10 protein-coding genes are annotated in these 13,204 nt (G+C 57.3%); 9 read left to right on the forward strand and 1 reads right to left on the reverse strand.

The features are described from left to right. Nucleotides 1–98 precede the first annotated feature (98 nt). From AC3ZVB_RS02385 to AC3ZVB_RS02425, 9 genes are all read left to right on the forward strand, one after another. Nucleotides 99–440 (forward strand): hypothetical protein, encoded by a 342-nt coding sequence (locus AC3ZVB_RS02385; protein WP_019821287.1) that lies wholly within the window; start codon nt 99–101, stop codon nt 438–440. A gap of 99 nt (nt 441–539) precedes the next feature. Next, entirely contained in the window at nt 540–1,796 is a 1,257-nt protein-coding gene (locus tag AC3ZVB_RS02390) for a TolC family protein (protein ID WP_490145685.1), read from the forward strand. Next, the gene (locus tag AC3ZVB_RS02395) at nt 1,793–3,277 is read left to right on the forward strand and encodes an efflux RND transporter periplasmic adaptor subunit (protein WP_490145686.1); all 1,485 of its coding nucleotides are present in this window, start codon (nt 1,793–1,795) and stop codon (nt 3,275–3,277) included. The genes AC3ZVB_RS02390 and AC3ZVB_RS02395 overlap by 4 nt, the downstream gene beginning before the upstream one ends. Next, on the forward strand, nt 3,274–6,432 hold the full coding sequence (locus tag AC3ZVB_RS02400) for an efflux RND transporter permease subunit (protein WP_490145687.1): 3,159 nt from the start codon (nt 3,274–3,276) through the stop codon (nt 6,430–6,432). Before AC3ZVB_RS02395 ends, AC3ZVB_RS02400 begins: the two co-directional genes overlap by 4 nt. After that, on the forward strand, nt 6,429–6,779 hold the full coding sequence (locus AC3ZVB_RS02405; protein ID WP_490145688.1) for a copper-binding protein: 351 nt from the start codon (nt 6,429–6,431) through the stop codon (nt 6,777–6,779). Before AC3ZVB_RS02400 ends, AC3ZVB_RS02405 begins: the two co-directional genes overlap by 4 nt. A 432-nt stretch (nt 6,780–7,211) precedes the next feature. Further along, nucleotides 7,212–7,850, forward strand: coding sequence for an antitoxin Xre/MbcA/ParS toxin-binding domain-containing protein (locus tag AC3ZVB_RS02410; RefSeq protein WP_490145689.1), 639 nt, complete (start codon nt 7,212–7,214; stop codon nt 7,848–7,850). 397 nt (nt 7,851–8,247) lie between these two features. Then, nucleotides 8,248–9,150, forward strand: a complete 903-nt coding sequence (locus tag AC3ZVB_RS02415; protein ID WP_490145690.1) for a LysR family transcriptional regulator — start codon at nt 8,248–8,250, stop codon at nt 9,148–9,150. 126 nt (nt 9,151–9,276) lie between these two features. Further along, complete coding sequence (locus tag AC3ZVB_RS02420; protein ID WP_162437619.1) at nt 9,277–9,903, forward strand: glutathione S-transferase family protein; 627 nt, start codon at nt 9,277–9,279, stop codon at nt 9,901–9,903. An 18-nt stretch (nt 9,904–9,921) separates the two neighbouring features. Continuing rightward, nucleotides 9,922–11,952, forward strand: a complete 2,031-nt coding sequence (locus AC3ZVB_RS02425) for a 2Fe-2S iron-sulfur cluster-binding protein (RefSeq protein ID WP_490145691.1) — start codon at nt 9,922–9,924, stop codon at nt 11,950–11,952. Nucleotides 11,953–12,073: 121 nt separating this feature from the next. Here AC3ZVB_RS02425 and AC3ZVB_RS02430 read toward each other — a convergent pair whose 3' ends face one another. Continuing rightward, a complete protein-coding gene (locus AC3ZVB_RS02430) occupies nt 12,074–13,204 on the reverse strand; it encodes a glycosyltransferase family 4 protein (protein WP_490145692.1) in 1,131 nt (376 codons plus the stop codon).

Genomic DNA, 13,204 nt, shown 5'->3' on the forward strand with positions numbered 1-13,204 from the left:
GAAATGGAAATGAGCGCGGAATAGAGGTTGGTGACAGCCGACTAAGGAGTCTAGAAGGTGAGTTGTAAGGGCCATTTCCACCGGCTACACTCCAGCCCATGAAACGCTACCTACGGTTTTGCCTGATTTTCCTGATTAGCCTGGCGCTCCCCCTCAGCGGGATGGCGGGTGTTCAGGCGCCGACTGAGCCCTGCCCCATGAAAACCATGGGCATGGCGATGATGGACGGCATGGGGCAAGACTGCTGCCATGACATGAAAAGTCCCACCGAGCACGGCAAACCCTGCAAGCCAGGCCAGGAGTGCAAGACAGGTGGCATGCTGCAAGTCTCCATTATCAAGCCTCCTATCACCTTATCCAGCCCCCTCGTACTGTCCTTCTCCCTAGATTCCCATCCAGTACAAACCCCGTCAGGGGTATGGCGACCGCCCCGCACTTGATTCCTGTACCACACTGAGGCTCATTCCGCGTTAGCGGGATGGCATATCTGCGTGCATGTCTGATGAAGCGCGCAGTGGATCATCACAGGAATCGTGAACATGAACTCCAAGTGCTATTGCACAGGGTGGTCCCTCGTGGCCGGCCTGGCGGCAAGCGTACTGGCATTGCCGAGTCTCGCTGCCGCATTGACACTCGATGAAGCTTTGCAGCTGGCTGAAAACAATGCTCCGTCGCTGACTGCACAAGACGCGAAAATTCAGGCTGCCAGTAGTGCGGCCATCCCCGCTGGTGAACTACCCGATCCCAAGTTGCTGCTAGGCGTACAGAACTACCCCATTGGGGGGCCGGATCGCTGGAGCATCGACCAGGACTTCATGACTATGCGAATGGTCGGAGTCAGTCAGGAGGTGCCCAACAGTGCCAAGCGCAAAGCCCGCATCGAGGTCGCTGATGCAGCCATTGACCGCGCCGCAGCTGAGCGCCGGGTCGAACGTCTAAAGGTTCGTCAGGCCACGGCGCTGGCCTGGATCAACAGCTTCTCCGTTGAGCGTAAAGACGCGCTGTTCCAGGATTTCTACAAAGAAAACCGTCTGCTGGCCGATACCGTCCGTGCACAAATTGCCGGCGGCCGCGCTCAACCTGCTGATGCAGTAACGCCCAAACAGGAAGCGGCACAACTGGAAGAGCAACAGGACGATCTGATTCGTCAGAGAGCGCAGGCCCGAGCGGCCCTGAAGCGCTGGATTGGACCAGCCGCCAATGACAAACCTGTGGGCAGCTTGCCTGAATGGCCTGTCGAAGCCTCTGACTACTCTCATAAGCTGCAACATCACCCAGAATTGGCAGCTTTTGCGCCAATGACCCGCGAAGCGCAAGCCAAGGTCCGTGAAGCCGAAGCGGAAAAACAGTCGGATTGGAGCTGGGAAGTCGACTATCAGAATCGCGGCCGACAGTTCGGCGACATGGTCAGCGTGCAATTTTCATGGGATCTACCGCTGTTTCCTGACTCTCGGCAAAACCCAAAAATTGCGGCCAAGCACGCTGAACTCAACCAGCTTGAAGCTGAGCGTGAAGCCCTTTCACGCGAGCACACCCAGCAACTGGAGGACGAGCTGGCCGACTATGAACGCTTGAATCGTGCCGTACATCGAACCCAGGACAGTCTGCTGCCCTTGGCCAAGGAGAAGGTCGAGCTCAGCATGGCCAGCTACCGCGCCGGCAAAGGCGATTTGAGCTCCGTCGTGGCCGCTCGGCGCGAGCTCATCGAAGCCCGCCTCAAACAGATTGACGTGGAAGAGCAGCGAGCGCTGACCAGTGCGCGTCTGTATTTTGCTTACGGGGAGTCCAGCCAATGAACCTTAGAAAGTGGAACGGGGCATTGCTGGTAGGCCTCTCGCTGGTATTGGGTGTTGCCGGTGGTTACTGGTTCGCTCAGCAGGGCATGAGCGAAGTACCTGGTGCAGCCCCGGAGCAGAGCCTCCCCTCTCTGGACGAACGCAAAGTGCTGTATTGGTACGACCCGATGTCCCCGCAGCAAAAGTTCGATAAGCCGGGTAAGTCGCCCTTCATGGACATGCAGTTGGTCCCTCAGTACGCCGACATCAAAGGGGACAGCGCAGCCGTTCGCATTGATCCAAGCCTGACTCAGAATCTCGGTGTGCGACTGGCTACCGTCAGTCGAGGTGTGTTTGCTTCGAGTCTGGACGTTGTCGGTGTGTTGGCTTTCAACGAGCGGGACGTCGCTGTCATTCAAGCCCGTACGGCGGGTTTCGTCGAGCGCGTGTATGCCCATGCTCCTGGCGACGTGATCAAAGCCAATGCCGCCATGGCAGATATCCTTGTACCTGAGTGGGCTGCGGCTCAGGAGGAGTTTCTCGCACTCAAGCGCAGTGGCGATGCGGGCTTGCTGGCAGCGGCTCTCCAGCGCTTGCGGCTCACCGGGATGCCGGCGGCATCAATTGCTCAAGTAGAGCGCAGTGGCAAAGTCCAACCAAACCTGACCCTCACCAGCCCTATTAGTGGTGTGCTGCAAGAGCTCAATGTGCGCGAGGGTATGACGGTGGCCGCCGGCGAGACACTGGCACGCGTTAATGGTTTGAGTAGCGTCTGGCTGGCCCTGGCCGTTCCGGAGACTGAATCTGGATCGATCCTCATGGGGCAAGCGGCAGAGGCGCGTTTGCCCGCGTTCCCTGGGGTTGTGCTCAAGGGCGTCGTCAGCGCGATTCTTCCGGAAACCAATCCGGATAGCCGCACCCTTCGCGTACGCGTCGAGTTACCTAACCCAGAAGGCCGTCTCAGGCCGGGTATGACCGCACGAGTGAGCCTCAATCGTTCAACGGAGCAAAGTGTGTTGTGGGTACCGAGCGAGGCCGTCATTCGCACCGGTCGACGTGCTCTGGTGATGCTCGCTGAAGACGCTGGCCGCTATCGTCCTGTTGAAGTGTTGATCGGGCAGGAAAACGATGGCAAGACGGCGATCTTGAAAGGTCTGGAAGAGGGCCAGAAGGTGGTTACCTCTGGCCAGTTCCTGCTCGACTCGGAGGCCAGTCTTAAGGGCATCGTTGCAAACTCAGAGGAACAGTCACCAACCAACGCAGCAGCCTCCAGTTTTCATGAGGCGGATGGGCAGATCGTTGAGATCAACGACAAAGAAGTCACACTCGCCCATGGCCCCTTCAAAACGCTGGGCATGCCTGGCATGACGATGACGTTCCCGCTCGCCAATCCGGCTTTGATGCAGGGCCTCAAAACGGGCGACAAAGTCCGGATTGCAGTGAGTCAAACCGACGATGGCTTGCGTGTTGAACGTCTAGAGAAATCAGGGGGCCAGCTATGATTGCTGCCCTGATTCGTTGGTCAGTAGCCAACCGATTCCTGGTTCTACTGGCGACACTGTTTGTCACGGCTTGGGGCATCTGGTCGGTGCAGAGCACGCCCATCGATGCGCTGCCGGATCTCTCCGATATTCAGGTGATCATCCGCACCCCGTATCCGGGACAGGCTCCGCAGATCGTCGAGAACCAGGTGACCTATCCGTTGGCCACCACCATGCTTTCGGTGCCAGGCGCCAAGACCGTGCGCGGCTACTCCTTCTTTGGTGACAGCTTTGTCTATGTGCTGTTCGAAGACGGTACTGACTTGTATTGGGCCCGCTCGCGGGTGTTGGAGTACCTGAGCCAGATACAAAGTCGCTTGCCGGCCAGCGCAAAACCAGCGTTGGGGCCAGATGCGACAGGTGTGGGCTGGATTTTCCAGTACGCGCTGGTAGATCGCAGTGGCGGACACGATCTGGCGCAACTTCGTGCACTTCAGGACTGGTTCCTCAAGTTCGAACTCAAGACCCTGCCCAACGTTGCGGAAGTGGCTACGGTGGGAGGCATGGTCAAGCAATACCAGGTGCAGCTTGATCCGCTCAAACTCGCCAGCCTTAGCATCACCCAGGGTGAGGTGACCGAAGCGATCGGCAAGGCCAATCAGGAAACCGGTGGCGCCGTCCTGGAAATGGCAGAGACCGAGTTCATTGTGCGGGCTTCCGGCTACTTGAAAACGCTCAATGATTTTCGGGCGATCCCACTCAAGCTGGGATCGGGCGGTGTGCCGGTGACCCTTGGCGATGTCGCCACGATCCAGTTGGGTCCGGAAATGCGGCGTGGCATCACCGAACTCGACGGCGAAGGCGAGACGGTCGGCGGCGTGGTAATTCTGCGTAGCGGCAAGAACGCCCGCGAAACCATTGCGGCGGTCAAAACCAAACTCGACGAGTTGAAAAGCAGCTTGCCGGCCGGGGTGGAAATCGTCACCACCTACGACCGCAGCAAGCTGATCGACCGCGCTGTGGAAAATCTCAGTCACAAGCTAATCGAAGAGTTCATCGTCGTCGCGTTGGTCTGCGGGATCTTTCTCTGGCACCTGCGTTCATCTCTGGTGGCAATCATCTCCCTGCCGGTGGGGGTACTGATTGCCTTCATCGTGATGCGCTATCAAGGGATCAACGCCAACATCATGTCCCTGGGCGGGATTGCCATCGCCATCGGCGCCATGGTCGACGCTGCCGTGGTGATGATTGAAAACGCGCACAAGAAGGTTGAGGCCTGGCACGTGGCCAATCCGGGGGAGGAGCTGAAGGGTGAACGTCATTGGCACGTGATGACCGAAGCGGCGGCTGAAGTTGGACCAGCACTGTTCTTCTGTTTGTTGATCATCACTCTATCGTTCATTCCGGTGTTCACCCTGCAAGCACAAGAGGGGCGGCTATTCGGCCCGCTGGCTTTCACCAAGACTTACGCCATGGCCGCAGCGGCGGGATTGTCAGTGACCTTGGTGCCGGTGTTGATGGGCTACTGGATTCGGGGACGAATTCCCAGTGAACAACAGAACCCGTTGAACCGCTGGCTGATCCGGATCTACCAGCCGGCTCTGGATGCAGTCTTGCGACGACCGAAGATCACGCTGCTGGTCGCGTTGCTGGTTTTTATCAGCGCACTATGGCCAATGTCGCGCTTGGGTGGCGAGTTTCTTCCGCCTTTGGACGAGGGCGACCTGCTCTATATGCCTTCGGCTCTGCCGGGATTGTCGGCGCAGAAAGCGGCGCAACTGCTGCAACAGACCGATCGCCTGATCAAGACCGTGCCGGAGGTCGAACATGTCTTTGGTAAAGCCGGTCGTGCTGAAACTGCCACCGACCCGGCGCCGTTGGAGATGTTCGAAACCACCATCCAGTTCAAGCCACAGGAGCAATGGCGCCTAGGCATGACTCAGGAAAAGCTCGTGGAAGAGCTGGATCGAGTGGTACGAGTTCCTGGGCTGACCAATATCTGGATACCACCGATTCGCAACCGAATCGACATGCTGGCTACGGGGATCAAGAGTCCTATTGGGGTGAAAGTTGCCGGCACCAACCTGACGGAGATTGATGCCGCGACTCAGGCGGTCGAGCGAGTGGCCAAGGGCGTACCCGGTGTCAGTTCGGCTCTGGCCGAGCGACTGACCGGTGGTCGCTATATCGACGTGGATATCGACCGCAAAGCTGCCGCCCGCTACGGACTGAATATCGCCGATGTGCAATCCATCGTGGCCGGCGCTATCGGTGGTGAAAATGTCGGTGAGACCATTGAAGGGCTCGCACGCTTCCCGATCAACGTGCGTTACCCACGGGAGTGGCGTGACTCACTCGGTGCCTTGGAGCAATTGCCGATCTATACCCCGCTAGGTAGCCAGATCACCCTCGGCACAGTGGCGAAGGTCAAAGTCACGGACGGTCCACCGATGCTCAAGAGCGAGAACGCACGACCCTCTGGTTGGGTTTACATCGACGTGCGTGGCCGGGACATTGCCTCGGTAGTCGCCGACCTGCGTCGGGTCGTCAGTGAACAGGTCAAGTTGCAGCCCGGTATGAGCCTGAGCTACTCGGGGCAGTTCGAGTTTCTCGAAAGGGCCAACGCACGACTCAAGCTGGTGGTGCCTGCCACGCTGTTGATCATCTTCGTGCTGCTCTACCTGACTTTTGCCCGCTTCGATGAGGCCCTGCTGATCATGGCCACTCTGCCATTCGCACTGACTGGCGGGGCATGGTTCCTCTATCTGTTGGGGTTCAACCTGTCGGTCGCCACCGGGGTCGGCTTTATCGCCTTGGCCGGTGTTTCCGCCGAGTTTGGCGTGATCATGCTGCTCTACCTGAAGAACGCCTGGGCCGAACGTGAAGACCTCGGTGACAACACTGAGCGCGGGCTGGTTGCGGCCATTCGTGAAGGTGCCGTGCAGCGTGTTCGACCCAAGGCCATGACCGTGGCCGTCATCATTGCTGGCTTGTTACCCATCTTGCTGGGCAGCGGGACCGGCAGCGAGGTGATGAGCCGAATTGCTGCACCCATGGTTGGCGGCATGATCACCGCGCCCTTGCTGTCGCTGTTTGTCATTCCGGCAGCCTATCGCCTGATGCGTCGCCGACACCTCTCAGTCGAACCCATCAATCCTCAAGGAAAAGTCGTATGAAACTGACCCTGATTGCACTTGCGAGCACCGTATTTGCGCTGTCTCTTTCGGCCCACGCGGAGGACATGCCGGGTATGAAAATGGACGGAATGGAGGGAATGCAGATGAAGCAGGATACAACGCAGGCTCCAGTTGCCACCGCCGACGGAACGATCAAGTCTATCGATACTACGAAGCATACGGTGACTATCTCCCACGGTGCTGTTCCATCCGTGCAATGGCCGCCAATGACCATGGCTTTTTCCGTGACGGAAGATCAACTGACAGGGCTGTCGGTCGGAGACCGCGTATCGTTTTCCTTTCGGCTAGAGGGCGGCAAAGCCACTATTGTGTCTATTAAAAAGTGAAACAGCAGTAGTGAAGTTGGCCGGCATGCTTTGTCGTGCCGGTCATTATCACTAAATCCGCAGGTCAGAAAAAACGGTGCACCCGTGATGTACTCGACTGGCTGCTTAGCCGATTACGGCCTTTCGTCTACAGCGGTTTTGAGTCGCTAGCAGTCGAGGTTCGGACTAGGTTGGATGGTGATTCCAGCCAATTGTATAGACCGATGGCTGTCGTAGACCCATTACCGTCCGATGTAGCACTCGAAAGTGAAAACGGCGGCGTGCAGTCGAGCTTTTCGCTGGTATCTTTGCCGATGCGCCGGAGGGCGCAGCCGCTCGTCGCAATAACCAGCAAGAATTGCCTCTATGCACGGTTATCCAATGACGAGATCAGCTCTGCGCGCGAGCATAATGACGTGTCTTCTCTAATGAAGAAATGAGAGCCGGACGATCATGAATGAAAGCGAGCGTTGGATAGTCAAATGCCAGAGTACTGAGGACGGTAGCGGCGATGTTATCGTTGATTTACCTCCAGAATTGCTTGTCAAAATGGGGGTAGGTGTTGGGGACGATCTAACGATTACGGTAGTGAATGGCACAATAGTGCTAAAGCCTACGCATGGCACAACATCAGTACAGCCCGTGTTTGCTGGAGTCCTGCGTGATGATGCTTATCATGCCTACCGCATCCGGCTGGAGGCGTCTCTAAATATCCCCTCAAACGCCTCTGATCAGGACATTCACGAGATGATCGTAGCTGGCTTCTCGGCCAGCATGATCATGTCGCTTTGCGACGTTGGAACCATAAGTCCGGAAGAACGCGACAGAATCATTCCACTCAAAATGCTCAAAACAAAATTGATCAGCAATCAGCTCTTAACGGTGGATGAGAGCGATCGACTGTTCCGCTTTGCACACATTACCGCCCTGGCCGAGGTGATCTTCGGGGACGCAGGGAAGGCCAAACAATGGCTTTCCAAACCCAAATCCCGTTTTTCGGGCAAAAGTCCAACTGGGATGCTTACTACAACCCACGGCACACATCGGGTCGAAGAAATGCTGATTCAGGTAGCTGAGGGCATGTCATTTTGATCCAACTGCAGCTAAGTAGAACCGTCACAAGCGGGTACGCAACGCAATGGGCATTTTTGTCAAAGTATTCATTCATAGCGTGCTCCGTTAAGCCGGTTACCCCCTGAATTCAATGAGCCGCTGGTGTCAAAATATTTGTGCGGCATCACTTGGCTCCTGCGGGTAGTGTCAAACTATGTTGTTATAAACTCATCCCGTCATTCGAATATTGCCATGGGTTGTGTCAAATTATATTGTTATTTTGGGAGCTCTGAAGGTCCTGTAAATGACTGATTTTATTGATGTTCGTGTGTCAAACTATGTTGTTGGGCGCCAGCGCTGAAGATCGCATCCATGGGGCTCTTGTAGGAGTTGCCGAAGGCTGCGATCTTTTGCGTTTGAATCAGAGCAAACCTTCATGGACCGCTTTCAGGAAATGCAGGTCTTCGCCGCCGTCGCCCAAGCGCAAGGCTTCTCGGCAGCAGCGCGGCATTTGGGCATGTCTGCAGCCAGTGTGACTCGCGCGGTCGCCGCACTGGAAAAACGCATCGGTACCCAGTTGCTGACACGCACTACCCGCAGTGTTCACCTCAGCGAAGCGGGCCAGCGTTACCTGGAAGATTGTCGGAGAATTCTCACCGAAGTGCAGGAAGCCGAAGATTCGGCAGCAGGCAGTCATGCCCAACCCCGTGGGCAATTGACGGTTACAGCCCCCGTGCTGTTCGGCGACCTGTTCGTCACGCCAATCATGGTGGCGTACCTGAACCGGTTTCCAGAGGTCAGCGTTAACGCCCTGCTGGTTGATCGAATCGTCAGCATGGTCGAAGAGGGTGTTGATGTCGCGGTGCGCATTGGTGAGCTGGCCGACAGTAACCAGCATGCAATCCGAGTGGGAGAAGTTCGCCGGGTGATTTGCGCCTCACCGGCATTCCTCGAAGCTAACGGCCGGCCACTGCATCCGCAGGACCTTGCCCGGCTACCGGTGATAGCGACATCTGCAACGGGTCAGCAGCGACAGTGGCCATTCCTCGATGGGGGCAATTCGCTCAGCGTTCGGCTGGAACCGCGGTTGATCGTCACGGCCAATCAGGCAGCAATCAGTGCAGCCTGTCTGGGGTTGGGGCTTACCCGGGTGTTGTCCTATCAGGTGGCAAGCCAGGTGGCGGCTGGTGAACTGGAAGTTGTCCTCGCCCAGTACGAGCTACTGCCATTGCCCATCCATGTGGTCTATCAGGGCGGACGCAAGGCGCCGGCGCGAATTCGCAGTTTCGTCGATTTTGCCGTGAATGAACTGCGCGACCATCCAGCCTTGCAGGACTAAATCATTATTTCACTGGCTGAAATAATGGTTTGCATTGGGTGGTTATTCTGTTGTTTTAGCGACTGAAGGAAGATGGCTGCCATCGGCGCTGAACTATCTACTGGCGCCTCTCCCTTGGAGACGACCATGCAACCGATCAAGCTCTATAACTTCCCACGTTCCGGCCATGCTCATCGTGCCGAATTGATGCTGTCCTTGCTACAGCTGCCCACCGAACTGATCTTCGTTGATCTGGCCAAGGGCGAGCACAAGCAGCCGGGATACCTCGCTCTCAACCCCTTCGGGCAAGTGCCAGTAATGGATGATCAGGGCGTGGTCCTGGCTGATTCCAACGCGATACTGGTGTATCTGGCGACGAAATACGGGGACGGTCGTTGGTTGCCAACCGATCCTGTAAAGGCAGCGAAGGTTCAGCGCTGGCTCTCGGTCGCCGCTGGGCAAATTGCTTTTGGTCCCGCCCGGGCTCGATTGATCACGGTGTTCGGTGCGCCATACAACGCGGAAGAAGCCATCACTCGCGCTCACGACCTGCTCAAGGTTATGGATCACGAACTGGCCGATACGCCCTGGCTTGCCGGGAGCGAACCTACAATCGCCGACGTCGCTGCCTACAGCTACATTGCCCATGCGCCTGAAGGCAATGTGTCCCTCGATGATTACGCCAACGTGCGCGCCTGGCTGGCCCGAGTCGAAGCCTTGCCCGGTTTTGTCGCTATGCCGCGCACCATCGCCGGTTTGCAAACCACTGCCTGATGCAGGGGAGAAGCCCATATGGACCGTTCACCTTGGCACGCTGGCGAAAGACAGTTGCAGGCTCACGTCGGTGTCGCCGAGCGTATGGAGGCGTTCGGGCGTAAGGTCATTCGCCGTGAGATGCCGGACCAGCACCGCATGTTCTATCAGCAACTGCCGTTCATGCTGTACGGGGCAGTCGATGCGCAAGGAAACCCTTGGGCCAGCATCCTTGAAGGGCCGCCAGGTTTCGCGCGTTCACCTGCGCCAGGCACGTTGCATTTCGATAGCGTTCCGGCTCTCGATGACCCCGCGCAGTTAAAGCCTGGCGCCGCAATCGGCCTGCTGGGCATCGAACTGCACACCCGACGCCGTAACCGCATTAACGGGCGTATCGATGCCATGACGGGCGACGGCTTTGATGTCGCGGTCGACCAGTCTTTCGGCAATTGCCCGCAGTACATCCAACTGCGGCAGTTTCGATCGGTGCCGATGGCGGACCCGGCGACGCTTACCGTTGAACATTTGAACGGTCTGGATGAAGCCGCAATGGCAATGATCGCCAACGCCGACACCTTCTTCGTTGCCAGTTACGTCGACGTCGATGGGGAGCGCTCGGTGGATGTTTCCCACCGCGGTGGCCAGGCTGGTTTCGTACAGGTACAGGGCAATCTTCTGACGATTCCGGATTTCGCCGGCAATCTGCACTTCAATACCCTGGGCAACCTGCTCCTCAATCCACGAGCCGGTTTGCTGTTCATCGACTTCAATTCGGGAGATCTGCTGCTCCTCAGTGGTCGTACCGAAATCATTCTGGAAGGCCCGCAGGTCGAGGCGTTTCAAGGGGCTGAACGCCTGTGGACATTCGAGGTTGAGCGCGTTGTGCGCAGGCCCGCGGCGCTGGCTTTGCGCTGGCGTTTTGACGGTGTTTCACCCAACAGTTTGATGACCGGCACTTGGGAACAGGCTGCCGCAAGGCTGCAAGCCCAGGCGCTGGGCGATCGTTGGCGGCCAATGCGGGTGGTAAGGATCGAAGCGCAAAGCCACAACATCCGTTCGATCTATCTGGAACCCGCCGACGGTGCCGGGTTACCGGTGTTTCAGGCGGGGCAGCATTTGCCGTTGCGGTTCAATATCGACGGAGAAGTGCACATCCGCACCTACAGTCTTTCGAGCGCGCCGTCAGATGATTTCTTCCGCATCAGTGTGAAACGCGAAGGGCGGGTGTCCTCGCACCTGCATGAACAAGTGAACGTTGGCGATCTGTTGGAGGCTCGCACACCGCAGGGGCATTTCACGGTGGCGCCTCATGAGCGTCGACCGCTGGTGCTATTGGCGGCCGGGGTAGGCATAACGCCGTTGCTGTCGATGTTGCGTGAAGTGGTCTATCAAGGCCTACGCACACGGCACATTCGGCCTACGTGGTTGTTCCAGAGTTCACGCACCTTGGCCGACCTGCCTTTTCGTGCCGAGCTGGATCAGCTGCTGGAAGGCGCCGGCGATGCAGTACGGGTACTGCGGGTGCTCAGCCAACCCGAGGCGGACGTGAAAGAGGGCGAAGATTATGACCTGACGGGACGAATCGACACCGGCTTGATCAAAACCCTTCTCGAAGTGGAAGACTACGATCAGCTGGATTTTGTCCTCTGCGGTCCGGGCAGTTTTACTCAGGGGTTGTACGACAGCCTGCGCGAGATGGACATTCGCGATGCCCGGATTCATGCCGAAACCTTCGGGCCCTCCACCTTGAGGCGTCAACCAGACCCTGACGCATTGGTCATCGAGCAACCGTCGGCCGCGACCACTTCAGTTCCGGTGGTCTTCGAGCGCTCAGCCAAGGAAGCTCGCTGGCATCCTGACGGTGGCAGTTTGCTGGAGTTGGCGGAAAGTCGCGGGTTGCGCCCGGAATTCAGTTGCCGCGGTGGCTCATGCGGGACCTGCAAGACGCGGTTGATCAGCGGCCAGGTCAATTATCCACAGGTGCCTGCGGAGCTTCCGGATGACGGCGATGTGCTGATTTGTTGCGCCGTTCCTGCGCAAGGTTCGCAACCTTTAGTACTCGATTTGTAATTCAATCACCGTGTAGGAGCTGACGAGGGCACCGAGGCTGCGATCTTTTGATTTTTCTTTGTAAAAACAAGATCAAAAGATCGCAGCCTCGTTTCACTCGACAGCTCCTACAAAACAAAAATCAGGCATAGGCCAGCGACTTCCCAGCCAACAACTCCTCATACAACGCCGCCCATTTACGGCCCATTTCGTCGGCCGTAAATAACTGCCGATAGCGGGCTTGCGCCTTCACGCCCATTTGCGCGGCCAGCGTCGGGTTTTCCCACAGCGTACGCATCGCTTCTCTAAAAGCTTGTGGATTACTGGGTGGCACCACGATCCCGGTTTCGTTGTTGATGTTGATGTAACTGGTGCCGGTGCCGATTTCACTGGAGATCATCGGCTTGCCAAACATCGCGCCTTCGAGCAGCGAGATACCAAAGGCTTCGGACCGCAGGTGCGACGGGAACACCACCGCGTAACTCAACTCCAGCAACGCCACTTTGTCTTCATCACCCAGGAACCCGAGGAAATGCAGATTCTTCAAACCGAGCGCTTTGGCCTGGGCGTGGAGTTCTTTTTCCAGAGGGCCTGCGCCCACGATCACCACGGGATAATTCAGCCCCTGCATGGCGTCGAGCAGGATGTGCAGCCCTTTGTAGTAGCGCATCACGCCCACAAAGAGAAAGAACTTGTCACCCAATTGTTTGCGCCAGCGTTCGGTGCGCGCGGTATCGGGCTGTGGATAACCTGCCTTGTCCAGGCCGTAGGTGATGACCCGGGTCTTTTCGCGGTAGTCCTTGAGTACATCACTGGTGTGAAAGTAGTTGGGGGAGGCCGCGACAATTCGATCAGCGCTGTCCAGGAATCGACGCATCAACGGACGATAAAGCGTGAGCAGATGGCGTTGGCGAATGATGTCGGAGTGATAACTCACCACGCAGGGCTTTTTGGTGGCGCTTACAAAATGCACCAGGTCCATAAAGGGCCAAGGGAAGTGATAGTTGATTACGTCGGCTTCTGCCGCCAACTCGCGGAACTGTTTGAACACGCTGTAGGAGAAACCGGTGGAGGCCAGTTGAAAATCCATCTTCGCCTGGTGAACCTGGTGCTCGCGTATCTGTATAACGCCCGGCGCCGGGTTGTTGCTCAACGTCAGTACCGTGCTCTCGACGCCGTGGCGAGCGCCACTTTCGCTCATCTGGAAGATGACTTGTTCGATACCGCCCATGGAGTCGGGCAAGTAGGTTTTATAAAAGTGCAGAACACGCAT

The sequence above is a fragment of the Pseudomonas sp. MDV22-iso1 genome (assembly GCF_058145095.1).

Excerpts from the sequence above, each read along its gene's own strand:
- AC3ZVB_RS02385 (WP_019821287.1), top strand. The coding sequence starts at position 99 with ATGAAACGCTACCTACGGTTTTGCCTGATTTTCCTGATTAGCCTGGCG.
- AC3ZVB_RS02390 (WP_490145685.1), top strand. The coding sequence starts at position 540 with ATGAACTCCAAGTGCTATTGCACAGGGTGGTCCCTCGTGGCCGGCCTG.
- AC3ZVB_RS02395 (WP_490145686.1), top strand. The coding sequence starts at position 1,793 with ATGAACCTTAGAAAGTGGAACGGGGCATTGCTGGTAGGCCTCTCGCTG.
- AC3ZVB_RS02400 (WP_490145687.1), top strand. The coding sequence starts at position 3,274 with ATGATTGCTGCCCTGATTCGTTGGTCAGTAGCCAACCGATTCCTGGTT.
- AC3ZVB_RS02405 (WP_490145688.1), top strand. The coding sequence starts at position 6,429 with ATGAAACTGACCCTGATTGCACTTGCGAGCACCGTATTTGCGCTGTCT.
- AC3ZVB_RS02410 (WP_490145689.1), top strand. The coding sequence starts at position 7,212 with ATGAATGAAAGCGAGCGTTGGATAGTCAAATGCCAGAGTACTGAGGAC.
- AC3ZVB_RS02415 (WP_490145690.1), top strand. The coding sequence starts at position 8,248 with ATGGACCGCTTTCAGGAAATGCAGGTCTTCGCCGCCGTCGCCCAAGCG.
- AC3ZVB_RS02420 (WP_162437619.1), top strand. The coding sequence starts at position 9,277 with ATGCAACCGATCAAGCTCTATAACTTCCCACGTTCCGGCCATGCTCAT.
- AC3ZVB_RS02425 (WP_490145691.1), top strand. The coding sequence starts at position 9,922 with ATGGACCGTTCACCTTGGCACGCTGGCGAAAGACAGTTGCAGGCTCAC.
- AC3ZVB_RS02430 (WP_490145692.1), bottom strand. The coding sequence starts at position 13,204 with ATGCGTGTTCTGCACTTTTATAAAACCTACTTGCCCGACTCCATGGGC.